At 65.6% G+C, this 23,449-nt stretch carries 18 protein-coding genes; 8 read left to right on the top strand and 10 right to left on the bottom strand.

The window, feature by feature from the left end; genetic code table 11:
- Positions 1-28: 28 nt before the first annotated feature.
- Both radA and P9239_RS12445 read left to right on the top strand, forming a co-directional pair.
- Positions 29-1,417, top strand: coding sequence for a DNA repair protein RadA (gene radA, locus P9239_RS12450; protein WP_309751195.1), 1,389 nt, complete (start codon positions 29-31; stop codon positions 1,415-1,417).
- A 158-nt stretch (positions 1,418-1,575) separates the two neighbouring features.
- Positions 1,576-1,839, top strand: coding sequence for a DUF2866 domain-containing protein (locus P9239_RS12445; protein WP_241269851.1), 264 nt, complete (start codon positions 1,576-1,578; stop codon positions 1,837-1,839).
- Here P9239_RS12445 and P9239_RS12440 read toward each other — a convergent pair.
- On the bottom strand, positions 1,836-2,867 hold the full coding sequence (locus P9239_RS12440; RefSeq protein WP_309751192.1) for a CaiB/BaiF CoA-transferase family protein: 1,032 nt from the start codon (positions 2,865-2,867) through the stop codon (positions 1,836-1,838). The genes P9239_RS12445 and P9239_RS12440 overlap by 4 nt on opposite strands.
- A 21-nt stretch (positions 2,868-2,888) precedes the next feature.
- Positions 2,889-4,835, bottom strand: a complete 1,947-nt coding sequence (locus P9239_RS12435) for an ATP-binding cassette domain-containing protein (RefSeq protein ID WP_309751190.1) — start codon at positions 4,833-4,835, stop codon at positions 2,889-2,891.
- Positions 4,836-4,988: 153 nt separating this feature from the next.
- On the opposite strand from P9239_RS12435, the gene P9239_RS12430 reads away from it, so the two are divergent.
- Positions 4,989-5,480, top strand: a complete 492-nt coding sequence (locus tag P9239_RS12430) for a glutathione peroxidase (protein ID WP_309751187.1) — start codon at positions 4,989-4,991, stop codon at positions 5,478-5,480.
- Positions 5,481-5,485: 5 nt separating this feature from the next.
- Here the strand turns inward: P9239_RS12430 and cls are convergent, their stop codons facing one another.
- From cls to dapC, 6 genes are all read right to left on the bottom strand, one after another.
- A complete protein-coding gene (gene cls, locus P9239_RS12425; protein ID WP_309751185.1) occupies positions 5,486-6,979 on the bottom strand; it encodes a cardiolipin synthase in 1,494 nt (497 codons plus the stop codon).
- A gap of 125 nt (positions 6,980-7,104) precedes the next feature.
- On the bottom strand, positions 7,105-7,989 hold the full coding sequence (prmB, locus tag P9239_RS12420) for a 50S ribosomal protein L3 N(5)-glutamine methyltransferase (protein ID WP_309751183.1): 885 nt from the start codon (positions 7,987-7,989) through the stop codon (positions 7,105-7,107).
- A gap of 32 nt (positions 7,990-8,021) precedes the next feature.
- The gene (gene dapE, locus P9239_RS12415) at positions 8,022-9,161 is read right to left on the bottom strand and encodes a succinyl-diaminopimelate desuccinylase (RefSeq protein ID WP_309751182.1); all 1,140 of its coding nucleotides are present in this window, start codon (positions 9,159-9,161) and stop codon (positions 8,022-8,024) included.
- Between the two features lie 106 nt (positions 9,162-9,267).
- Positions 9,268-9,639: an ArsC family reductase gene (locus tag P9239_RS12410; protein WP_309751180.1), complete on the bottom strand. Its 372-nt coding sequence runs from the start codon at positions 9,637-9,639 to the stop codon at positions 9,268-9,270.
- A 2-nt stretch (positions 9,640-9,641) separates the two neighbouring features.
- A complete protein-coding gene (gene dapD / locus P9239_RS12405; protein ID WP_309751178.1) occupies positions 9,642-10,469 on the bottom strand; it encodes a 2,3,4,5-tetrahydropyridine-2,6-dicarboxylate N-succinyltransferase in 828 nt (275 codons plus the stop codon).
- Between the two features lie 48 nt (positions 10,470-10,517).
- Positions 10,518-11,744 (bottom strand): succinyldiaminopimelate transaminase, encoded by a 1,227-nt coding sequence (dapC, locus tag P9239_RS12400; protein ID WP_309751176.1) that lies wholly within the window; start codon positions 11,742-11,744, stop codon positions 10,518-10,520.
- 204 nt (positions 11,745-11,948) lie between these two features.
- Here dapC and P9239_RS12395 point away from each other — a divergent pair, with 204 nt between their 5' ends.
- From P9239_RS12395 to def, 5 genes are all read left to right on the top strand, one after another.
- The gene (locus P9239_RS12395) at positions 11,949-12,905 is read left to right on the top strand and encodes a DMT family transporter (RefSeq protein WP_309751172.1); all 957 of its coding nucleotides are present in this window, start codon (positions 11,949-11,951) and stop codon (positions 12,903-12,905) included.
- A gap of 121 nt (positions 12,906-13,026) precedes the next feature.
- Positions 13,027-16,542, top strand: coding sequence for a chromosome segregation protein SMC (gene smc / locus P9239_RS12390; protein ID WP_309751169.1), 3,516 nt, complete (start codon positions 13,027-13,029; stop codon positions 16,540-16,542).
- 153 nt (positions 16,543-16,695) lie between these two features.
- Positions 16,696-17,949, top strand: coding sequence for a cell division protein ZipA C-terminal FtsZ-binding domain-containing protein (locus P9239_RS12385; protein WP_309751167.1), 1,254 nt, complete (start codon positions 16,696-16,698; stop codon positions 17,947-17,949).
- Between the two features lie 180 nt (positions 17,950-18,129).
- Positions 18,130-20,208, top strand: coding sequence for an NAD-dependent DNA ligase LigA (gene ligA, locus P9239_RS12380; protein ID WP_309751165.1), 2,079 nt, complete (start codon positions 18,130-18,132; stop codon positions 20,206-20,208).
- On the top strand, positions 20,205-20,738 hold the full coding sequence (def, locus tag P9239_RS12375) for a peptide deformylase (RefSeq protein WP_309751163.1): 534 nt from the start codon (positions 20,205-20,207) through the stop codon (positions 20,736-20,738). The genes ligA and def overlap by 4 nt, the downstream gene beginning before the upstream one ends.
- 60 nt (positions 20,739-20,798) lie before the next feature.
- Here def and P9239_RS12370 read toward each other — a convergent pair whose 3' ends face one another.
- Positions 20,799-21,035, bottom strand: coding sequence for a hypothetical protein (locus P9239_RS12370; protein WP_309751160.1), 237 nt, complete (start codon positions 21,033-21,035; stop codon positions 20,799-20,801).
- A gap of 218 nt (positions 21,036-21,253) precedes the next feature.
- On the bottom strand, positions 21,254-23,446 hold the full coding sequence (locus P9239_RS23390; protein WP_404980016.1) for a pseudouridine synthase: 2,193 nt from the start codon (positions 23,444-23,446) through the stop codon (positions 21,254-21,256).
- Positions 23,447-23,449 lie beyond the last annotated feature (3 nt).

Raw genomic sequence — 23,449 nt, 5'->3', positions numbered from 1 at the left:
ATAAGCAATGAATCTCTAAAGGCAATACGTGGCAAAAGCAGCGAAGGCAAAGACGCTTTACATCTGTAGCGAATGCGGCGGACAAGCGCCGAAGTGGACCGGACAGTGCGCGGCATGCGGGGCGTGGAACACGCTCGTGGAATCGGTGGAGCAGGCGCCCTCGGCGCATCGCTTTCAGGCGCTCGCGAAGATTTCGCCGGTGCAGCGCCTCGCCGACATCGAAGCGGCGGACGTGCCGCGCTTCACGACCGGCGTCGGTGAATTCGACCGCGTGCTGGGCGGCGGCCTGGTGCCGGGCGGCGTGGTGCTGATCGGCGGCGATCCGGGCATCGGCAAGTCGACGCTTTTGCTGCAATCGCTCGCCGAAATCGCGCGCGAGCGGCCGTCGCTGTATGTGAGCGGCGAAGAGTCAGGCGCGCAGATCGCACTGCGGGCGCAGCGGCTCGGGCTGCTCGGCGGCACGGCGAGCGCGGCGGCGGACCTCGCGCTGCTCGCCGAAATTCAGCTCGAAAAGATTCAGGCGGCTATCGACGAGCAGCGTCCCGAAGTCGCCGTCATCGATTCGATCCAGACCGTCTATTCCGAAGCGCTGACGTCCGCGCCGGGTTCCGTCGCGCAGGTCCGCGAATGCGCAGCGCAGTTGACGCGCATCGCGAAGCAGACGGGTACGGCCATCATCATGGTCGGCCACGTGACGAAGGAAGGCAGCCTCGCCGGGCCGCGCGTGCTGGAGCATATCGTCGATACGGTGTTGTACTTCGAGGGCGACACCCACTCCTCGTTCCGGCTCGTGCGCGCGTTTAAGAACCGCTTCGGCGCGGTGAACGAACTCGGCGTGTTCGCGATGACCGAGAAGGGTCTGCGCGGAGTCGCGAATCCGTCGGCACTGTTCCTGTCGCAGCACGAGCAGAGCGTCGCGGGGTCGTGTGTGCTCGTGACGCAGGAGGGCTCGCGGCCGCTGCTCGTGGAAGTGCAGGCGCTCGTCGATACTGCGCATGTGCCGAATCCCCGTCGGCTCGCGGTCGGTCTCGAACAGAACCGGCTCGCGTTGCTCCTCGCGGTGCTGCATCGGCACGCAGGCATCGCATGTTTCGATCAGGACGTGTTTCTGAACGCGGTAGGCGGCGTGAAGATCACCGAACCTGCCGCCGATCTCGCTGTGCTGCTCGCGATTCACTCGTCGATGCGCAACAAACCGCTGCCGAAGGGCTTGATTACCTTCGGCGAAGTGGGGCTCGCCGGGGAAATTCGCCCGTCGCCGCGCGGGCAGGATCGCCTGAAAGAAGCGGCCAAGCTCGGCTTCTCCGTCGCGCTGATTCCGAAGGCCAATGCGCCGAAGCAAGCTGTGGACGGTCTCAAGGTGATCGCGGTCGATCGCATCGAAGAAGCGATCGACCGCGTGCGGGATCTCGAATGAACGGATCGGACCCTCGGTAACGGGCCGTAAGAAACTCGCGCGCGGCTGTAACCTAGTGCGGGCGCGGTTTCCCTATCCTTTCGGGACCAAGGACCGGCGGATGAAGCCACTACGCGCCGCCGCGCCGAAGTGACTGGAAGGATCGAGAGGACCACGCTTTGAAACATGTCAAAACAGCCCGGCCCGCGCCTGCGTTTCACCTGCGCGGCTGCCGCGTCTCGGCGCCCTTGCAACAGCCGTTCGGCAGCGGATGCCGGATCGTCGAATGGATCGACGGTGAAGGGCAGATTTCGCGGCGCGTCGTGTCCGCGGATGTGACCGAGGCCGAAGTCGTCGCCACCATCCGCCGTCATGTCACAGGCCGCAAGCACGTTCTCGTCGACGACGAACGGCAGCCGCGCCAGACCTTGCCGCGACGCTAGTCTTCGCGGCCGCGAAAGAGCGGATGCACCGCCGCTTCCGCCGGCGTGAGCACCGGCGCGACGCAGCAATAGAGCGGTTCGAGTCGCGCGATCCATTCGTCGCGTGTGCGCTCGCGAAAGCACGCGGCCACGTGTGCTGCGAGTTCCTTCGCATCCGCGCCGCCGATGGCCTGCCCGAGACTCCAGTGCCGCGCGGCCCAGTCCGGGCGGCCGAGCGCGCCGCATAGCGTCTGCCAGAACTTGAGTTCGAGCGCGCCGACCGCCATGAACTTGTCGTCTTTCGTGCGATACACGTTGTAGCAAGGCACGCCGCCGTTGAGCAGTCCCGCGCCCGCGCGCGTGCTGGCTTCGTCGGAATTGGCGAGCGCGACATGCGCCATCACGTTGTTAGCATGGACGGCGTGCGTCATGGAAACGTCGAGAAAGCGGCCTTCGCCGCCGCGCGCGACGTGCCACAGCGCAGCAAGCATCTCCATGACGGCCGTGAGTGCGCCGCCGAGCAGGTCCGCCAGCTGGAAATTCGGCACGATGGGCGCGCCGTCCGCTTCGGCAAGCTGATCCAGCACGCCTGCATACGCGATGTAGTTGAGATCGTGCCCCGCCTTGTCGGCGAACGCGCTTTTGCTGCCGAAGCCCGTGATCGCGCAATAGACGAGCCTCGGATTCGCTTGCCGCAGCACGTCGTAACCGACGCCGAGCCGCTGCATGACCGATGGCCGGAAGCTCTCGACGAGCACGTCCGCATCGCGCGCGAGGTCGATCAATCTCGCGCGACCGGCTTCGGTCTTCAGATCGAGCGTCATCGACCGCTTGCCGCGATTGACGATCCGATAGAACGCGCTCGGCGCGCCGCTCGCGCGGTCGGCGTCGCTTTGCAGCATCGAGCGGGCGTAGTCGCCTTCGCCCGGCGGTTCGATCTTGAGCACGTCGGCGCCGAGTTCGGCTAGGCGCAGCGTAGCGACCGGACCGGGCAGAAGCCGCGTCAGATCGAGCACGCGAAGACCGGCGAGAGCGGGAGAGGTCGTCAAGTCGTCGGTCTCCGTGGAGGATTACGAGCTCAGTTGTTCGAGTTCCTCGTGCGCCTCGAGCCACTCCAGTTCGAGCGTCTCGAGCCGCGCGTTGACTTCCCCCTGGCGGCGAATCGTGTCGGTCAGCTTCGCCTTCATCGCGGCGTCGTAGCTCGCCGGATCGGCGACGAACGCATCGAGCGTCGATTTCTCTGCATTGAGCGCGTCCATTTCCTTCTCGATCTTCGCGATGCGCGACTGCAGCGGCTTGCGCAAATGCGAGAGCTTCTGCCGCTCCTGCGCTTCCTGCCTGCGCTGCTCCTTCCGGTTGAGCGCGTTGTCCTGCGCGTTGCCGGAGTCCGATGCCGCGCCGTTCGCTTCCTTTGCGGCGGCGCGCGTTTGGGCGGCATGTTGCAGAAGCCAGTCGCGATAATCATCGAGATCGCCGTCGAACGGACTCAGCCGGTGCTTCGCCACCAGCATGAACGTGTCGGTGGTGGCGCGCAGCAGATGGCGGTCGTGCGACACGAGAATGAGCGTGCCCTCGAATTGCGCAAGCGCCATGGTCAGCGCGTGACGCGTTTCGAGATCGAGGTGGTTCGTCGGTTCGTCGAGCAGCAGCAGATTGGGCTTCTGCCAGATGATGAGGGCGAGCGCGAGCCGGGCCTTCTCGCCGCCGGAAAACGGCGCGATTTTCGCGGTGGCCATGTCGCCCGAAAAGTTGAAGCTGCCGAGAAAGTCGCGCAGTTCCTGCTCGCGCGTGTCGGGCGCGAGGCGCGCGAGATGGGCGAGCGCGGAGTCGTCCGGGCGCAGGGTTTCGAGTTGATGCTGCGCGAAATAGCCGATCTGCAAGCCCTTGCCTTGCCGCACGTGACCCGAGAGGGCGTCTAGCGTGCCGGCGAGCGTTTTGATGAGCGTGGACTTGCCCTGACCGTTGGCGCCGAGCAGACCGATGCGCTGCCCGTTCTGGATCGACAGCGTCACGCCTTCGACAATCGGAATCTCGACGCTTTCGTCGCTGCGATAACCGCAGCGCACGTCTTCCATCACCATCATCGGATTCGGCGCGGCATCCGGCGTGCGGAATTCGAACGTGAACGGCGAACTGGCGTGCGCGGGCGCGATCAGTTCCATTTTTTCAAGCGCCTTCACGCGGCTTTGCGCCTGCTTCGCCTTGGTGGCCTTGGCCTTGAAGCGGTTGATGAAGCTCTGCAAATGCTGCACCGTCTTCTGCTGCTTCTCGTAGGCGCTTTGCTGCAACGCGAGCTGTTGCGCGCGCAGCACTTCGAACTGGCTGTAGTTGCCGCCGTAACGCTTGACCTGCCGGTTCTCCAGATGCAGCGTGACGTTGCACACCGCATCGAGAAACTCGCGGTCGTGCGAGATCACGACGAGCGTGCCCGGATAACGGCCGAGCCAGTCTTCCAGCCAGACGATCGCGTCGAGGTCCAGGTGGTTCGTCGGTTCGTCGAGCAGCAGCAGGTCGGACGGACACATCAGCGCCTGCGCGAGGTTCAGACGCATGCGCCAGCCGCCCGAGAAGCTCGCCACCGGCTCGCGCGTCTGTTCGAGCGTGAAGCCGAGCCCGAGCAGCAGCGTTTCCGCGCGGGCGGGCGCGGTGTAGCCGTCGGCATCGGCGAAAGCGGCGTGGGCTTCGGCTTCGGCCGCGCCGTCGTGCGCGGCGGACGCCGCCGCGATCCGCGCTTCGATGGTGCGCAACTGCGTGTCGCCGTCGAGCGTGTAGTCGAGCGCGGTGCGATCCACGGCGGGCGTTTCCTGCGCGACATGCGCGATGCGCGACGACGGCGGCATCGAGAAATCGCCGCCGTCCGCGTGCAACTCGCCGCGCAGCACGGAAAAGAGCGTGGATTTGCCCGCGCCGTTCGCGCCGACGAGACCGGCTTTCTCGCCCGGATTGAGCGTGAAGCTCGTGTCTTCGAAAAGCGGCTTTGTGCCGCGGGACAGGCTGAACTGTTTGAAGCGGATCACGTCGGAGGGCGGCGAAGAGCGCGGACTGAAGGAAACCGCTATTTTAGACCGGGCGCGTATCCCGCAAGGGGTCGTCCGTTCGGCTAATGGCGGCCGAACGCGCAGGGGAGTAGCATCGCCTGACTTTCACTATTTCAACGCGCGGAGCACGGCATGAATTCGACCACCGACAGCATCTACGGCTTCACGGCACAGCGGCTCGACGGCACGACCACGAGTCTCGACGCGTACCGCGCCAAGGTGCTGCTGATCGTGAACACCGCGAGCGAATGCGGTTTCACGCCGCAGTACAGGGGCCTGCAAGAGCTGTACACGCTGTACGCGGGGCGCGGCTTCGAGGTGCTCGGCTTTCCGTGCAACCAGTTCGGCAAGCAGGAGCCGGGCGACGCGGCGCAGATCGGCAGCTTCTGCGAGTCGAACTACGGCGTCACGTTTCCGATGTTCGCGAAGATCGACGTCAACGGGCCGAACGCGCATCCGCTCTTCAAGTATCTGACCGAGAAGGAGCCGGGCGTGCTCGGGCTGGAGGCGATCAAATGGAACTTCACGAAGTTCCTGATCGACCGCGACGGGAACATCGTGAAACGCTACGCGCCGATCACGAAGCCCGAGTCCATCGCGGACGACATCGAAAAGCTGCTCTGACGCGCTCAGAGAATCGGGGAAAACAGCCGGGCGACGTGCATCGCCATGCGCCGCCAGAACGCGGCGCCGCGATAATCGTCGCCGTCGATTTCGTATGAATGGGCGAAGTCCGCTTGCAGCATGGTTTCGACGTCGCGGGCGAAGTCGTGATCCACGGTCAGCACCGTGATTTCGAAGTTCAGCCGGAACGAGCGGTTATCGAGATTCGCGCTGCCGACCGACGCGGCGATGTCGTCGACGAGCACCACCTTCTGATGCAGAAAGCCCGGCTTGTAGCGAAAGATGCGCACGCCCGCTTGCACCAGGTCGTAGGCGTACAGCTTCGAGGCGGCGAACACCACGCGGTGATCGCGCCGGCTCGGAATGAGAATGCGCACGTCCACGCCGCGCATCACCGCGAGCCGGAGCGCCGAGAACACGGCTTCGTCGGGAATCAGATACGGCGAGGTGATCCAGATCCGCTCGCGCGCCGCGTTGATCGCTTCGACGAAGAAAAGCGAGCACGTCTCCTGTTTGTCGGCGGGGCCGCTCGAGAGCACCATGCAATGCATGTTCTCGTCGCTGTGAGTCGCGGGGCCGAGTTCGGGCAGGCGCTGCGTCGCCCAGTACCAGTCTTCGGTGAAGACGAACTGGATGCTGGCGATCGCTGGCCCGCGCACTTCGACATGTGTGTCGCGCCACGGCGAAAGCCGCGGATTACCGCCGAGATACTCGACGCCCACGTTGTGCCCGCCGACGAATGCCCGCTTGCCGTCCACGATCACGATCTTCCGATGATTGCGGAAGTTGATCTGGAAGCGGTGCACGAACTTGCGCTTGGTCGCGAACGGATGCGCTTCGACGCCGCCCGCGCGCAGCGCATGCACGTAGCGATGCGGCAGGTCGAAGCTGCCGATGCTGTCGTAGAGGAAATAGACGCGCACGCCGGCTTTCGCTTTGGCGATGAGCGCGTCCTTCAGCATCTCGCCGAGCGCGTCGGCGCGCACGATGAAGAACTGCACGACCACGTACTGTTCGGCCGCTGCGACGGCTTCGAGAATGGCGGAGAACGTCGCTTCGCCGTTGACCAGCACGCGCACGGCATTGCCGCGCAGAAACGGCATGCCGGAGAGCCGTTGCAGCGTGCGGATGGTCGGATTGCCGAGGTAACGCGCGGGTCCTGTGTCGAGTTCGCCGCGCGCGCCGGAGGCGTCGACGAGCGCGCTGTTGTCCGGCGATGCATCGGTGCGGACGGGCGAATCCCATTCGATCGGCTTCGAGCGGTTGCGCAGGATTTCGATTTCCAGCCGGCGCTCGTCGATATAACCGGCGAACTTGCTGCGGCCGAGGAAGAGGTACGGGATAAGCGTGAGATAGGGCATCGCGACGAGCGATACCGCCCACGCGACCGCGCCCTGCGAGGTGCGTGTGTTGATGATCGCGTGGACGGCCGCGATCACGCCGAGCACATGCGCGGCCATCACGAGGGTGCCGACGTGGAGCCAGTCTGCTGCTTGCATAGGGTGCGTTCGGTTCGGAGCTTCGTGCGCGCGGATTGCCACGCGAAGCCGGACGGCGAACGCCGCCGCGAGCCGCGGCGGCGATGCGTCATATTACCGAAGGTGACTTGCTGGGCGAATGCCGCTCAGGCGGGAAGGTCCGCCGCCTGGATCAGGAACACGTTGTCATCGCCGGCGCTGGTCGAGAGCCATACGAGATCAAGCCCGCCGAGCGCGGCCTCGACGTTCGCCCGCTCGTTGCCGATCTCGACGACGAGCACGCCGTCTTCTGTCAGCCACTTGCCTGCATCGCGCACGATGCGCCGCACCACGTCCATGCCGTCTGGGCCGCCCGCGAGCGCGAGTTCGGGCTCGTGACGGTACTCTTCGGGCAACGCCTGCATGGCGGCGGCGTTCACGTAGGGCGGGTTGGTGATGATGACTTCGTAGCGGGCCGCCGGCAGCGGCGCGTACAGGTCGCCTTCGTGGAGCGTGATGCGGTCCTGCAGACCGTAGTCGTCGACATTGCGGCGCGCGACCGCGAGCGCATCGGCGGAGATGTCGACGGCATCGACATCCGCGTTTTCGAACGCTTGCGCGGCGAGAATCGCCAGGCACCCGGAGCCGGTGCACAGTTCGAGCACGTGCGTGACGTGGTCCGGATCGGGCACGTAGGGCTGCAGGCCGTCCTGCAACAATTCGCCGATAAACGAGCGCGGCACGATCACACGCTCGTCCACGTAGAAACGGCGGCCGTGCATCCACGCTTCCTGCGTGATGTATGCCGCCGGCACGCGTTCCTTCGCGCGGCGCTCGATGACCTGCATCACGGCATCGATTTCGGTGTCGAGCAGCCGCGCGTCGAGAAATGGCTCCAGCGTGTCGAGCGGCAGGTGCAGCGTATGCAGGATCAGATACGCCGCTTCGTCATAGGCGTTGGTCGAGCCATGACCGAAGGACAGGCCCGCTTCGGTAAAACGCGAGACGCCGAAGCGCAGCAGGTCGCGAACGGTGGTGAAGGGTAGCGCCATCGAAGGCTCCTTGTTCTTTTACGGATGGAAATTTACGCGATGAGTGCTTCGAGCACGCGCCGGTACACGTTTTTCAGCGGCTCGATGAAGCGCACGTCGACATGTTCGTCGATCTTATGGATGCTGCCGTTCGGCGGACCGAATTCGACGACCTGCTCGCAGATGCGCGCGATAAAGCGTCCGTCCGACGTGCCGCCCGTGGTAGACAGTTCCGGACGCACGCCGGTTTCGTCGTGAATGGCTTGTTCGAGCGCGTTCGACAGTGCGCCGCGCGGCGTCAGGAACGGCAGGCCGCTCACTGTCCACGTGAGATCGTAGTCGAGCGCGTGTTTGTCGAGAATCGCGTGGACGCGGCTTTGCAGGCCCTCCACCGTGCTCGCCGTCGAGAAGCGGAAGTTGAACATCAGCTCGGCGTGGCCCGGAATCACGTTGGTCGCGCCGGTGCCCGAGCGCAGGTTGGACACTTGCCAGGTCGTCGGCGGGAAATATTCGTTGCCGTCATCCCAGCGTTGCGCCACGAGTTCCGCGAGCGCGGGCGCGAGCAGGTGAATCGGGTTGCGCGCGAGATGCGGATAGGCGATATGCCCCTGCACGCCCTTGACGACGAGCTTGCCGGACATCGAGCCGCGCCGCCCGTTCTTGACCATGTCGCCGAGCGTTTCGTTGGACGTCGGCTCGCCAACGATGCAGTAGTCGAGCCGCTCGCCGCGCGCCTTCAACGCTTCGACCACTTTCACGGTGCCGTCGGTGGCGGGGCCCTCTTCGTCGCTCGTGATGAGCAATGCCAGCGAGCCGCGATGCTGCGGACACTTCGCGATGAACTCTTCGCTCGACACGACGAACGCCGCGAGCGACGTTTTCATGTCGGCCGCGCCGCGCCCGTAGAGCTTGCCATCGCGATGCGTCGGCGTGAAGGGCGGCGACGTCCATTCATCGAGCGGGCCGGTCGGCACTACGTCGGTGTGTCCGGCGAACGCGAGCAGCTTGCCCGACGCGCCTTCCGTTCCGCGCTTGACCGCCCACAGATTCGTGACGCCGCCCGACTCGATGGTTTCGCATTCGAAGCCGACAGCCGACAGACGCTCGATCATCAGCGCCTGGCAATGGCGGTCGTCGGGCGTGATGGATGCGCGCTCGATCAGCGCTTCGGTAAGGGACAAGGTGCCGGACATGGTTCAACCTGCATTCTTTTCGACAGCGATAAAAAATGCCGGCGCGGGGCCGGCAGGCGGTTCGGTGTGGTGCGACGGCGTGATGTTCAGAGCCATCGCACGCAGATCACGCGAAGAGCGTCTCGTACTGCTCGGCCGAGAAGCCGAGCGTCTTCACGCGGCCGTTCACCACGACGACCGGCCGCTTGATGATCGACGGCTTGTGGATCATCAGCGCGATCGCGCCGGAGGTCGTGTCGGCTTCGGCCTTGTGCACGTCCGAGAGGCCGCGCCACGTCGTGCCGCGCTTGTTGATGAGCTGGTCGAGCGACACGTCCTTCAGCCAGTCCTGAACCAGCTTCTCGTTGACGCCGGCCTTCTTGAAGTCGTGGAACTCGAACGGCACGCCGTGCTCTTCCAGCCACACGCGCGCTTTCTTCACGCTGTCGCAGTTGGGGATGCCGTACACGACGGTCGTGGCATGGGAGCCGCGCGCCACGATCAGTCGCCTCGCAGCAGTTCGTTCAGGCCGACCTTCGCGCGGGTCTTGGCATCGACCTTTTTCACGATCACCGCGCAGTACAGGCTGTGCGAGCCGTCCTTCGAGGGCAGATTGCCCGCCACGACGACCGAGCCCGCCGGAATGCGGCCGTAGCTCACCTGACCGGTTTCGCGGTCATAAATCTTCGTGCTCTGGCCGAGGTAGACGCCCATCGAAATAACCGAGTTCTCCTCGACGATCACGCCTTCCACCACTTCCGAACGCGCGCCGATGAAGCAGTTGTCCTCGATGATGACCGGGTTTGCCTGCAGCGGCTCCAGCACGCCGCCGATGCCCACGCCGCCCGACAGGTGCACGTTCTTGCCGATCTGCGCGCACGAGCCGACGGTGGCCCACGTATCGACCATCGTGCCTTCGTCGACGTAAGCGCCGATGTTGGTGTACGACGGCATCAGCACCACGTTCTTCGCGATGAACGAGCCACGGCGCGCGATGGCCGGCGGCACCACGCGAAAGCCGCCCGCTGCGAAGTCATCGGCGGTGTAGTTGGCGAACTTCGAGGGCACCTTGTCGTAGAACTGGCTGTAGCCGCCAGCAGGCATCGGCACGTTGTCTTCGAGGCGGAACGACAGCAGCACGGCTTTCTTGAGCCACTGGTTCACGACCCAGTCGCCGTCGCGTTTTTCCGCGACGCGCAGCGCGCCGCGGTCCAGTTGCTCGATGGCGTGCGAGACCGCTTCGCGCACTTCCGCGGGCGCGGCTTTCGCCGACAGCTCGGCGCGGTTTTCCCAGGCGTTGTCGATGATGCTCTGAAGTTGTTCCGACATAGTGATATCAAGGATGGAGAGAGGGACCGGCAGCGCGTTCGGGACCGTTCAGGACTTCAGCGTGCGGCAGAATTCGACGATGCGGCGGGCGCCTTCGATACATTCCTCGGTCCCGGCAACGAGCGCGATGCGCACGAACCCTTCGCCGGGATTCGTGCCGTGCGCGGGACGAGCGAGGAAGGAGCCCGGCAGAACCGTCACATTATAGTCGGCGTACAGGCGCGCGGCGAACTCGGTATCCGTGAGTCCGGTGCGCGAAACGTTCGCCCAGAGATAGAACGCGGCGTCGGGCAGACGCACGTCGAGCACCTCTGCAAGCATCGGCGTGACCGTGCGAAATTTGCTCACGTAGAGCGCGCGGTTCTCGCGCACGTGCGCTTCGTCCTGCCATGCGGCGATGCTCGCGCGCTGGAATACGGTCGAAAGCGCCGCGCCGTGATACGTGCGATACAAGAGGAAGCTCTTGAGCACCGAAGCGTCGCCGGCGACGAAGCCCGAGCGCATGCCCGGCACGTTCGATCGCTTCGAGAGGCTCGACAGCATCACGAGGCGCTCGAAGCCGCGGCCCAGAAGACGCGCGGCTTCGAGACCGCCGAGCGGCGGCTGCGCTTCGTCGAAGTAGATCTCGGAATAGCATTCGTCGGAGGCGATCACGAAGCCGTGCTTGTCCGAAAGCGCGAAGAGTTCGCGCCAGTTGTCGAGCGTGAGGACCGCGCCCGTCGGGTTGCCGGGCGAGCAGACATAGAGCAGTTGCGTGCGCGCCCAGATGTCGTCGGGCACGGCCGAGTAATCGCATGCGAAGTTGCGCGCGGGGTCGCTGTTGACGAAGTAGGGTTCCGCGCCCGCGAGCAGCGCCGCACCTTCGTAGATTTGGTAGAACGGGTTCGGGCAGAGTACGATCGGCGGTTTCCCGCCCGCGAGTTCGGCGGTGCTGCGGCTGTCGATCACCGTCTGCGCGAGCGCGAACAAGGCTTCGCGCGAGCCCGCGACGGGCAGCACTTCGGTGGCCGCGTCGATCGAAGCGAGTCCGTAGCGCGCCTTCACCCACGCGGCGATGGCTTCGCGCAGCGGCTCGCTGCCGAGCGTTGCCGGGTAGGCGGCGAGGCCGCCGAGCGCGTCGATCACGGCGTCGCGGATCAGCGCGGGCGTCGCATGCTTCGGCTCGCCGATGCCGAAGCTGATCGGCGTGAATCCGGCGCGCGGCTCGATGCCCTTGAACAGCACGCGCAGCTTTTCGAAGGGATAGGGCTGGAGTTTCTGAAGAAGTGGATTCACGGCGTGTCGATTGAGCGATGAACGTCGGGTGGCGGCCAAGCGCCATGCGGCCGCAGCGACTTTGCGCGGCGGCATGAGAAAGACATCAGAGAACGGGCGATTATACCGCGCGCTATTGCGCTTCACGGCGCGCGGCGGCAAGGACGACAGAGGCATGACACGTAGCAAAACCGTATTGAAACCAACGCGCGCCGGAGCGCCGCAATGACGCGCCGCCTGCACGACGCGCTCCCCACGCTCGCCATCATGATCGGCGCGTCGGTCTGGGGCTTCGTCTGGTATCCGATGCGCCTGCTCGCATCGATGGGACTCACCGGCACCGCCGCCAGCGCGACGACGAGCGGCGCAGCGTGCCTCTTCGTGCTGCTGCTCAAGCGCCGCTCCATTCGCACGGTGTCGTGGCACTGGCTGCTCGCGTGCCTCGGCGTGGCGGCGGGCGTGACGAGCGTCGGCTTCGTCTGGGGCGCGATCCACGGGCAGGTCATGCGCGTGCTGCTCCTTTTCTATCTGACGCCCGCGTGGACCGCCGTGTTCGCGCATTTCATCCTGCGCGACCGCTTGACGCGCGCCGATGCCGCGCTGTCGCTCTTGTCGCTCGCGGGCGCGGTCACGATGCTCTGGTCGCCCGAACTCGGTGTGCCGCTGCCCGCGAATCTCGCAGAGTGGGCCGGACTCATGGGCGGCATGGGCTTCGCAATGAGCAACGTGCTCGTCGTCAAGATCACGCGTGTCATGCCCGCCATGAAGCCCGAGATGCGCACGGCCGTGATCTTCGGCGGCGCGGCCGTCGTCGCAACGCTCGCTACCTTTTTCGAGCCGATGCCCGCGCCGCCCGCCGCATCGCAGATGGGCGCGGTCGTGTTCGTCGTGATCGCGCTCGGCGTCGTGCTCGCGGTCAACAACGTCATTGTGCAGATCGGGCTCGCGCGCGTGCCGGCCAATCGCGCGTCCATCATCATGCTGTTCGAACTGGTGGTGACGGCGCTGTCGTCGTGGCTCATCGCGAGCGAAGTGCCGGGGCCGCGCGAATGGGCGGGCGGCGCGTGCATCGTGGCCGCGTGCGTGCTTTCGGCATGGGCGCACAGGCAGGGCCGCGAGGTATCGCCAAGCCCGCCGGACGCGGCCGAGCCCGAAAAGAAATCGACACGCGCGATGGTATGATGGTGTCCGCTCGCGCCGCAGCAGGCGGCGTCCGGCGCGCATGGGACACATCCGCGACCGGCCGCGCTGCGGCTTGTCTGCCGTTCATCCTCCGTCATTCACTTCAAACAGCGATATCGCCGTGCGTCTGACTTCGATCAAACTCGCTGGTTTCAAGTCCTTCGTCGATCCCACGCATTTCCAGGTCCCCGGCCAGCTGGTCGGCGTCGTCGGGCCGAATGGCTGCGGCAAGTCCAACATCATCGACGCCGTGCGCTGGGTGCTCGGCGAATCGCGCGCATCCGAATTGCGCGGCGAGTCGATGCAGGACGTCATCTTCAACGGATCGACCGCGCGCAAGCCGGGCAGCCGCGCGAGCGTCGAACTGATCTTCGATAACGCCGACGGCCGCGCCGCCGGTCAATGGAGCGCCTACGGCGAGATCGCCGTCAAGCGCGTCCTCACGCGCGACGGCACCTCCAGCTACTACATCAACAACCTGCCCGCGCGACGCCGCGACATACAGGACATCTTTCTCGGCACGGGTCTCGGTCCGCGCGCCTACGCGATCATCGGGCAGGGCATGATCGCGCGGATCATCGAGGCGAAGCCCGAAGACCTGCGCGTGTTCCTCGAAGAAGCCGCGGGCGTGTCGAAATACAAGGAGCGTCGGCGGGAGACGGAAAATCGTCTGCACGATACGCGCGAAAATCTGACGCGCGTGGAAGATATCGTGCGCGAGCTGACGGCTAATCTGGAGAAGCTGGAAGCGCAGGCCATCGTCGCGACGAAATACAAGGCATTGCAGGCTGAAGGCGAAGAGAAGCAGCGTCTGCTGTGGCTTCTGCGCAAGAACGAAGCGGGCAACGAAGCCGAGCGCCAGCAGCGCGCCATCCGCGACGCACAGATCGAACTCGAAGCGCAGACGGCGCGTCTGCGCGAAGTGGAAGCGCAACTGGAAACGCTGCGCGTCGCGCACTACAGCGCGAGCGACGCCATGCAGGGCGCGCAGGGCGCGCTCTACGAGGCGAATGCCGAAGTGAGCCGGCTGGAAGCGGAGATCCGCTTCATCGTCGAGTCGCGCAATCGCGTTCAGGCGCAGATTGCCGCGCTCGCCGCGCAGCGCGAGCAATGGCAGATGCAGGCGCAAAAGGCGCGCGACGAAATCGAAACGGCGTCCGAAGCATTGGCCGAAGGCGAAGAGAAGGCCGCGATCGCGCAAGAGAACGCCGCTGCGAAGCATGACGCGCTGCCCGCGCTCGAAGCCCGCTGGCGCGACGCTCAGGCGAAGCTGAACGAAGAACGCGCGGGCATCGCGCGGGCCGAGCAGGCGCTCAAGCTCGAAGCGGCGCATCAGCGCAACGCGGATCAGCAGCTTCAGCAATTGCAGCAGCGTCAGGAACGCCTGAAGAACGAAGCGGGCGGCCTCGACGCCCCCGACGAAGCGCAACTCGAAGAACTGCGCATGCAGCTTGCCGAGAACGAAGAGATTCTGGCCGAAGCGCAGGCGCGTCTTGCCGATGCGCAGGAAACCGTGCCGCGCCTCGACGCCGAGCGCCGCGCCGCGCAAGAGCGCGTGCAGGCGGAAAGCGCACAGATTCATCAGCTAGAAGCACGCCTTGCCGCGCTGAAAGCGTTGCAGGAGAGCGTGCAGACAGAAGGCAAGATCCAGCCGTGGCTCGACAAGCACGAACTCGGCGCGCTGCCGCGTCTGTGGAAGAAGCTGCACGTCGAAGCGGGCTGGGAACCGGCGCTCGAAGCCGTGCTGCGCGAGCGTCTCGCCGCGCTCGAAGTGTCGAATCTCGACTGGATCAAGGCGTTCGCGAGCGACGCGCCGCCCGCGAAGCTCGCGTTCTTCGCGCCGCCCGTCGCCGGCAAGCCGCTCGACGCGCCGCAGGGTTTGCGGCCGTTGACCGCGCTTCTTCGCATCGATGATCCGGGCATTCGCGCGGTGCTCAACGAATGGCTCGGCAATACGTTCATCGCCGACGACATCGCGCAGGCGCTCGCCATGCGCAATCAATTGCCGGAAGGCGGCGCGTTCGTCGTGAAGGCGGGGCATACGGTCACGCGCGTGGGCGTGCAGCTTTACGCGTCGGATTCCGAGCAGTCGGGCATGTTGGCCCGCGCGCAGGAAATCGAAAATCTCGCGCGGCAAGTGCGCGCCCAGGCGCTGCTCGCGGATGAAGCGAAGGCCAACGCCGTGCGCGCCGACGCCGCTCACACGCAGGCATCGCAAGTTCTCGCCGACGCGCGTTCCGCCGCCGAGCGCGCGACGCAGCGCGTCCACGCGTTGCAGATGGACGTGCTCAAGCTCACGCAGGCGCACGAGCGCTACACGCAGCGCAGCACGCAGATCGGCGAGGAACTGGAAGAAATCGCCGCGCAGATCGAGGAACAGCGTGCGCTGCGAGCTGAATCCGAAGCTGCGTTCGAGCAGCACGACGCCGAAATCGCGCAATTGCAGGCGCGTTTCGAAGACAACCAGCTCGCGTTCGAATCGCTCGACGAGGCGCTCACGAACGCGCGCCATGAATTGCGCGAACTGGAACGCGCGGCCAGCGACGCGAACTTCGCGGCGCGCGGTCTCGCAGCGAAGATCGAGGAATACAGGCGCAGCATCGACACGGCGCACGAGCAGAGCGAACGCGTCGAGGGCGCGCTGGAAGACGCGCGGGCCGAACTCGAAACCATCAACGCGCAGACTGCGCAGACGGGTTTGCAGGACGCGCTCGAAGTACGCGCGGCACGCGAAGAGGCGCTGCACGCGGCGCGCATCGAACTGGACGATCTCACCGCGCGGCTGCGTCAGGCCGACGAGCAGCGCCTTCAGACCGAGCGGTCGCTCCAGCCGCTGCGCGACAAGATCAACGAATTGCAGTTGAAGGAACAGGCGGCGCGCATCAGCGGCGAGCAGTACGTCGAGCAGTTGCAGGCCGCGGGCGTCGACGAAGCGGAATTGCAGGCGAAGCTCACGCCCGACATGAAGCCGTCGTATCTGCAAGGGGAAGTTACGCGCCTGAACAACGCCGTGATCGCGCTCGGGCCGGTCAACATGGCCGCGCTCGAAGAACTCGCGGCGGCGACCGAGCGCAAGCACTTCCTCGACGCGCAGTCGGCCGATCTGAACGACGCCATCGGCACGCTGGAAGACGCAATCCAGAAGATCGACCAGGAAACGCGCGCCCTGTTGCAAGGCACGTTCGACGAAGTGAATCGCCATTTCGGCGATCTGTTCCCGCGTCTTTTCGGCGGCGGGCAGGCGAAGCTCATCATGACGGGCGACGAAATTCTCGATGCCGGCGTGCAGGTCATGGCGCAGCCGCCCGGCAAGAAGAATTCGACGATTCACCTGCTGTCGGGCGGCGAAAAGGCGCTCACCGCGACGGCGCTCGTCTTCGCGATGTTCCAGTTGAATCCCGCGCCGTTCTGTCTGCTGGATGAAGTGGACGCGCCGCTCGACGACGCGAACACGGAACGCTTCGCCAACCTCGTGCGGGCCATGTCGAGCAAGACCCAGTTCCTCTTCATCTCGCACAACAAGATCGCGATGGAGATGGCGCAGCAGCTGATCGGCGTCACCATGCAGGAGCAGGGCGTGTCGCGCATCGTCGCGGTGGATATGGAATCCGCCGCAGGATTCGCGCAGAACGGCTGACCCGGTTTTATGAATAACGGCCGGACGTGGAGCCGGCCAGGCGCGCAGGCGCGGAGTGGCGCGCATCGGCGAGGCGGCGGCAAAGGCCGGCGCATCGGATGCGCGCGACAGATCGCGCGGCGCTTCGTAACCCAAAAGAATGATGGAGCGTGCATGGACGAGTTGACACTCGGATTGATCGGAGCGGGAGCGGTGGTGGTCGGCGGCGTGGTGGTGTACAACGCGTGGCAGAGCGCGAAAGTGCGGCGCAGGATGCCGCGCCCGATGCCCGACGAGGCCGCCGACGCGCTCGCGCGCCAGGAAACCGACGAGGAGCAGCCGTTCATCGAGCCGGTGCGCCCCGCGCGGCGCGAGCCGGTCGCGGAAGATGCGCAGCAGGACGCGCGCGTCGAACCGAGTTTCGGCGGCGTCCCTGTATCGACCGAGGCTGCGGCGGTCACGCCTGCCGTCGCGCCGGCGGACACGCCTGTCGATTTGCAGGCGGAAGCGACGTCCGCTAACGGCGTGGCCGAAGAACCCGCGCTCATCGAGGAAGACGAACGCAGTGAGCCGGTCATGCCCGCTGCCACGACCATTTCTTCGGCGCCGCCGGCTGTCGTCGACCGGCGCATCGACTGCGTGGTGCCGATTCGGCTCGCGGCTCCGGTGCCCGGCGATCGCGTGATTCCGCTCGCGCAGCGGCTGCGTCGCGCCGGCACGAAACCCGTGACCATCGAAGGCAAGGCGGAAGGCGAGAGCACGTGGGAACTGTTGCGCCACGGCGTGCGCTACGAGGAACTGCGCGCGGCGGCGCAACTTGCGAACCGCAGCGGTCCGCTGAACGAACTGGAATTCTCGGAATTCGTGACGGGCGTGCAGCGTCTGGCGGACGCCATCGACGGCGCACCCGAATTCCCCGACATGATGGAAACCGTGGGCATGGCGCGCGAGCTGGACGGTTTCGCCGCGCAGTGCGATGCGCAACTGTCCATCAACATTCTCTCCGACGGCGCGCCGTGGTCCGCCAACTACGTGCAGGCGGTGGCCTCGCAGGACGGCTTGCTGCTCTCGCGCGACGGCACGCGCTTTGTCAAGCTGGACGCGAAGCAGAACCCGGTGTTCATGCTCCAGTTCGGCGACACGAATTTCCTGCGCGACGACCTCACGTATAAAGGCGGCCAGATGATCACGCTGGTGCTGGACGTGCCCGTCGCCGATGAAGACATCCTGCCGTTCCGCCTGATGTGCGATTACGCGAAGTCGCTGTCGGAGCGCATCGGGGCGCGCGTGGTCGACGATCAGCGCCGGCCGCTGCCGGAATCGGCACTGCTCGCCATCGAGAAGCAATTGATGACGCTCTACGCGAAGCTGGAGCAGGCAGGTATGCCGGCCGGCTCGGCTGCCACGCGAAGGCTGTTCAGCCAGTAACGCTTCGTCTGTAGGTTCTGTTTAGTGTTTCGATCGCGCCCCTTGCCGGGGCGCTTTCCGTTGGTGCGCGCCGCCACACGTGCATTTTGCCTAGACCGTTTGGCCGATGCCGCGATGACTGATCTTCTGAGACAATCGAACGGTCGGTTGAACTGACTCATCTCATTCCTCGAAAGCCGCATGTCCGCAAAAACGAAAGCCGAATCCGCCGCCACCGCCAAGTCGCTCGCGCCCGTGCCAAGCGCCGACCGGCCGGAGGAACGCGCCGCATGGCTGCGCACGGAACTCGAACGCGCGAACTACGCGTACTACGTGCTCGACCAGCCGGATTTGCCCGACGCCGAATACGACACGCTGTTCAAGGAGTTGCAGGGAATCGAAGCTGCGCATCCCGAACTGGTCACGCCGGATTCGCCGACGCAGCGCGTGGGCGGGCAGGTTGCCGAAGGCTTTGCGCCGGTCGTCCATGACGTGCCGATGCTTTCGCTCAACAACGGCTTCGCGGACGAAGACATTGCGGCGTTCGACAAACGCGTGTCCGACGCGCTCGGCTATGCGCCTGTGCAGTACGCGTGCGAGCTCAAGTTCGACGGCCTGGCGATCTCGCTGCGCTACGACGACGGCCGCTTCGTGCAGGCCTCGACTCGCGGCGACGGCGCCACCGGCGAGGACGTGACGGCCAACGTGCGGACCATCCGCTCGATTCCGCTCACGCTCAAAGGCGCGCATGTGCCCAAGCGTCTCGACGTGCGCGGCGAAGTGCTCATGTTCAAGCGCGACTTCGAGCGGCTGAACGCGCGCCAGCGCGACGCCGGCCAGCGAGAATTCGCGAATCCGCGCAACGCCGCGGCGGGCAGCCTGCGGCAGCTCGATCCGAAAATGACGGCGCAGCGGCCGTTGTCGTTCTTTGCCTACGGCATCGGCGTGCTGGACGGCGCAGATATGCCCGACACGCACGCGGCGCTGCTCGACTGGTATCACGAAATGGGCCTGCCGGTGAACGCGGAGCGCGGTGTGGTCGAAGGCGCGGAGGGTTTGCTCGGGTTCTTTCGGAAGACGGGCGAGAAGCGTGAGAAGCTGCCGTACGACATCGACGGCGTCGTCTACAAGGTCAACCGGCGCGACGAGCAGGAGAAGCTCGGCTTCGTTTCCCGTGCGCCGCGGTTCGCACTGGCGCACAAGTTTCCGGCGCAGGAGGCGCTGACGCAACTCGTGGCCATCGACGTGCAGGTCGGCAGAACGGGCGCGATCACGCCGGTTGCGCGGCTCTCGCCGGTGTTCGTCGGCGGCGCGACGGTGACCAACGCGACGCTGCATAACGAAGACGAAGTGCGCCGCAAGGACATTCGCATCGGCGATACGGTGACCGTGCGCCGCGCGGGCGACGTGATTCCCGAAGTCGTCGGCGCGATCCTGGAACGGCGTCCTGCCGACGCCCGCGAGTTCGTCATGCCGACGGAGTGCCCCGTGTGCGGCTCGAAGATCGAGCGGCTGCCGGATGAGGCCGTGGCCCGCTGCACAGGCGGGCTCTTTTGCCCGGCGCAACGCAAACAGGCGCTGTGGCACTTTGCGCAACGCCGCGCACTCGACATCGACGGTCTCGGTGAGAAGATCATCGACCAGTTGGTGGAGCAGAATCTCGTGCGCACGCCCGCCGATCTGTTTAGCCTCGGCTTCTCGACGCTTGCGGCGCTCGACCGCTTCGCCGACAAATCAGCGCAGAACCTGCTGGATTCGCTCGAGAAGGCGCGTCGTACGACGCTGCCGCGTTTCATCTATGCGCTCGGCATCCGTCACGTTGGGGAATCCACCGCCAAAGATCTCGCGAAGCATTTCGGCTCGCTCGACCCGATCATGGCGGCATCCGTCGAAGAACTGCTGGAAGTCAACGACGTCGGACCGGTCGTCGCCGAGGCTATTCACAACTTCTTCAGCGAAGCGCACAACCAGCACGTGATCGAGCAGTTGCGGGCGAAGGTGTCGTGGCCTGAAGGGCCGCCTGCGCCGAAAGCGCCGCAGGGCGTGCTGGCCGGCAAGACCGTGGTGCTGACGGGAACGTTGCCGACGCTCTCGCGCGAGGAAGCGAAAGAAATGCTGGAGGCGGCTGGCGCGAAAGTGGCCGGTTCCGTCTCGAAAAAGACCGACTACGTGGTGGCGGGCGCCGAAGCGGGCAGCAAACTCGCAAAGGCGGAGGAACTCGGGGTTCCCGTCGTCGACGAAGACGGCATGAAGAAGCTTTTGGAAGGAGTCACGCCATGATCCGGGAAATTCTTAAGATGGGCGATCCGCGTCTCTTGCGCATCGCCCAGCCTGTCGAACATTTCGACACGCCGGAACTGCACACGCTCGTGCAGGACATGTTCGACACCATGCGCGACGCGAACGGCGCGGGACTCGCCGCGCCGCAAATCGGCGTCGATCTGCAGGTGGTCATCTTCGGCTTCCGGCACAACGAGCGTTATCCGGACGCGCCGCCCGTGCCGGAGACGGTGCTGATCAATCCGATTATCACGCCCAACGGGCATGACATGGAGGAGGGATGGGAGGGATGTCTTTCCGTACCGGGACTGCGCGGCGCGGTCCAGCGATTCTCGATGATCCGCTACCAGGGCTTCGATCAGTACGGCAACGCCATCGAGCGGCTCGCGGAAGGGTTTCATGCGCGCGTCGTGCAGCACGAGTGCGACCACCTGATCGGCAAGCTCTATCCGATGCGCATCACCGACTTTTCGAAGTTCGGCTTTACTGAAGTGCTCTTTCCTGGGCTCGATCCGGCGGGCGACGACTGAATCGAACCGCTGGCTGACCGTAAAGAAAAAACCCGCTTGTAGCCAAGCGGGTTCCTTTTTTCAGGCCAGCGTTTGTGAATCGCGCGTCGCATTGGGCTGGCGGAACAGCGCGACATGCGCCGGATTCGCCGAGCCTTGCAAACGTCCGTCGGGCAGACGCGCGAACACCATTTCGCCGATGCCGGGGCTCGTCACGACGACTTCATCGCGCAGGGCGAGCAACGCTTCGAGCCGTCGTCGGCCGCTCACGATTTCAAGACCGGTTTCCGTCGCACGAACGATGATCTCAACTGACATGGACATTTCTCCTCGAAGCGTTGATGCTGATTGCCGTTATTCCAATGCCCGTCCCCGACACGACGGGGCTGTCAAAAGTTCTCGGACATTCCGTGTCTAACGGATATTTGACCGATTTTCTTTAGCCTAAATGCGGACAAAATAAAACGGCGCGATCGCATGAGCGATCGCGCCGTTCTTTGCTTCGAATGTCGCGTTTCCGCGACGATGCTGCCGAATCAGAAGGTCTCGTCAGGAGCCAGATAGCGCCATTGTCCGGGCGGTAGGGCGCCGAGCGTGACGCGTCCCATGCGAATACGCTTCAGCCCGACGACTTCGAGGCCGACGAGTTCACACATGCGGCGGATCTGGCGCTTCTTGCCTTCGCGCAGCACGAAGCGAAGCTGCTCGCCGTTCTGCCAGCTCACCTGGGCGGTCTTGAGCGGCACGCCGTCGAGCTCCAGACCGTGACGCAGAAGCGCGAGCTTCTCTTCGGGCAAGTGCTGATCGACATCGACGGTATGCTCGCCGTAGCGCACGCGCACAAGGTACTCCTTGTCCACTTCGGAATGCCCGCCGATGAGTTGCTTCGCGATGCGGCCGTCCTGCGTCAAGACGAGCAGGCCCGTGGAATCGATATCGAGACGGCCCGCGGGCGCGAGCGTGCGCAGGTGGCCCGGCGAGAAGCGGATTCCGGAGCGGTCTTCGTCCCAGTGATTCGCCGGGTTGATCAGCGTGACGGCGGGTTCGTACCCGTCTTCTGCCTGCCCCGACACGTAGCCTACCGGCTTGTGCAGCAGGATCGTGACGAGCTGCGACTGTGCCGAGCGCGCGGCGGGCAGGATCTCGATGTTCTGGTCCGGGCGGATGCGGGACCCGAGCGTGTCGATCACTTCGCCATCGACGAGCACCCAGCCCTTTTCGATCCACTCGTCGGCTTCACGGCGTGAGCACAGGCCGAGTTCGGACATGACCTTGGATAGGCGCACGAGGTTGTCGGCGTGGGCGTGCGGCTTTCTGGGCGTGTCGGTGCTCGCTGAGGCGCGGTCGCGTTCTGCACGATCCGCGGCGTGCTCGGGCTTGCGGGCCTTGCCCTGAGCGGAGCGGTCGTCGAGTGGCTTGCGTAGCGCGCGGTCATTCGACGCGATGCGCGGCGCATCGCTGCCTGATCGGACCGGACGGCGGTCGTCGCCACGAGAGGTGCGCTCGCCGCGTGCTCCGGTGGACCGGCGCGGACCGCGTTCGGCGAACGCAGGGCGCGAGTCGTCGCCGCGTGGATTCATCGGACGGCGGTCGTCGCCACGCGACTCGCGCTGGCCGCGTCCTTCGGTTGCGCGACGCGGACCGCCATCGGCGAACGGAGAGCGCGATGCATCGCCGCGTGGTTCGAACGTACGCCGCTCGTTGCCGCGAGCATCGCGCTCGCCGCGTCCTTCCGTCGACCGACGCGGGCCGCGTTCGCCGGACGCCGGGCGCGAGTCGTCGTGCCGCGGTTTGAACGCGCGCCGCTCGTCAGTACGCGAATCGCGCTCGCCGCGTCCTTCGGTTGCGCGACGCGGACCGCGTTCGCCGAACGCCGGGCGTGCGTCGTCGTGGCGCGGGTTGAAGGGCCGCCGTTCGTTACTACGCGAGTCGCGGTCGCCGCGTCCTTCGGACGACCGACGCGGACCGCGATCGCCCAACGAAGAGCGCGAGTCGTCGCCACGCGGTTTGAACGCGCGCCGCTCGTCACTGCGCGAATCGCGCTCACCGCGTCCTTCAGTCGCTCGACGCTCCCCGAACGCAGGGCGCGAATCATCACCACGCGGTGTGAACGCACGCCGCTCGCCGCCGCGCGAATCGCGCTCACCGCGTCCTTCGGCCGCACGACGCGGCCCACGCTCTCCGAACGAATCGCGCGGATCATCACCACGCGGTGTGAACGCACGCCGCTCGTCACTACGCGAATCGCGCTCACCGCGTCCCTCGGCCGCACGACGAGGACCGCGCTCCCCGAAGGCAGGGCGCGAATCATCACCACGCGGTTTGAACGCACGCCGCCCGTCACTACGCGAACCGCGCTCACCGCGTCCTTCAACGGCACGACGCGGACCGCGCTCCCCGAAGGCAGGGCGCGAATCATCAACACGCGGTTTGAACGCACGCCGTAGGTCGCCGCGCGGATCGCGCTCACCGCGTCCTTCCGCTGCCCGACGTTCCCCGAACGCAGCACGCGAATCATCGCCGCGCGGTTTAAGCGCACGCCGCTCTCCCGGTGCGTCGCCGCGTCCGGTCGAAGCCGCCCGCGCCTCCGCAGGCTTTCCGCGCTTGACCAGCGCCTTGTCAGGCGCCGTTTCGCGCGCAGGCTTGCGCCCGGTGATAGTTCCGGAGCGAACCGGCGATCGCGTCCCCGACGTGGGACGCGGATGTTTGGCTGTCAGTTTGACGCGCATAAA

The organism is Caballeronia sp. LZ062 (assembly GCF_031450785.1).
In the GTDB taxonomy this organism is placed as follows: domain Bacteria; phylum Pseudomonadota; class Gammaproteobacteria; order Burkholderiales; family Burkholderiaceae; genus Caballeronia.
This window is presented reverse-complemented; position numbering and strand designations above follow the sequence as displayed.

Coding starts and splice junctions, on each gene's coding strand:
- P9239_RS12430 (WP_309751187.1), top strand. CDS start 4,989: ATGAATTCGACCACCGACAGCATCTACGGCTTCACGGCACAGCGGCTC.
- cls (WP_309751185.1), bottom strand. CDS start 6,979: ATGCAAGCAGCAGACTGGCTCCACGTCGGCACCCTCGTGATGGCCGCG.
- prmB (WP_309751183.1), bottom strand. CDS start 7,989: ATGGCGCTACCCTTCACCACCGTTCGCGACCTGCTGCGCTTCGGCGTC.
- dapE (WP_309751182.1), bottom strand. CDS start 9,161: ATGTCCGGCACCTTGTCCCTTACCGAAGCGCTGATCGAGCGCGCATCC.
- dapD (WP_309751178.1), bottom strand. CDS start 10,469: ATGTCGGAACAACTTCAGAGCATCATCGACAACGCCTGGGAAAACCGC.
- P9239_RS12395 (WP_309751172.1), top strand. CDS start 11,949: ATGACGCGCCGCCTGCACGACGCGCTCCCCACGCTCGCCATCATGATC.
- P9239_RS12385 (WP_309751167.1), top strand. CDS start 16,696: ATGGACGAGTTGACACTCGGATTGATCGGAGCGGGAGCGGTGGTGGTC.
- ligA (WP_309751165.1), top strand. CDS start 18,130: ATGTCCGCAAAAACGAAAGCCGAATCCGCCGCCACCGCCAAGTCGCTC.
- def (WP_309751163.1), top strand. CDS start 20,205: ATGATCCGGGAAATTCTTAAGATGGGCGATCCGCGTCTCTTGCGCATC.
- P9239_RS12370 (WP_309751160.1), bottom strand. CDS start 21,035: ATGTCAGTTGAGATCATCGTTCGTGCGACGGAAACCGGTCTTGAAATC.
- P9239_RS23390 (WP_404980016.1), bottom strand. CDS start 23,446: ATGCGCGTCAAACTGACAGCCAAACATCCGCGTCCCACGTCGGGGACG.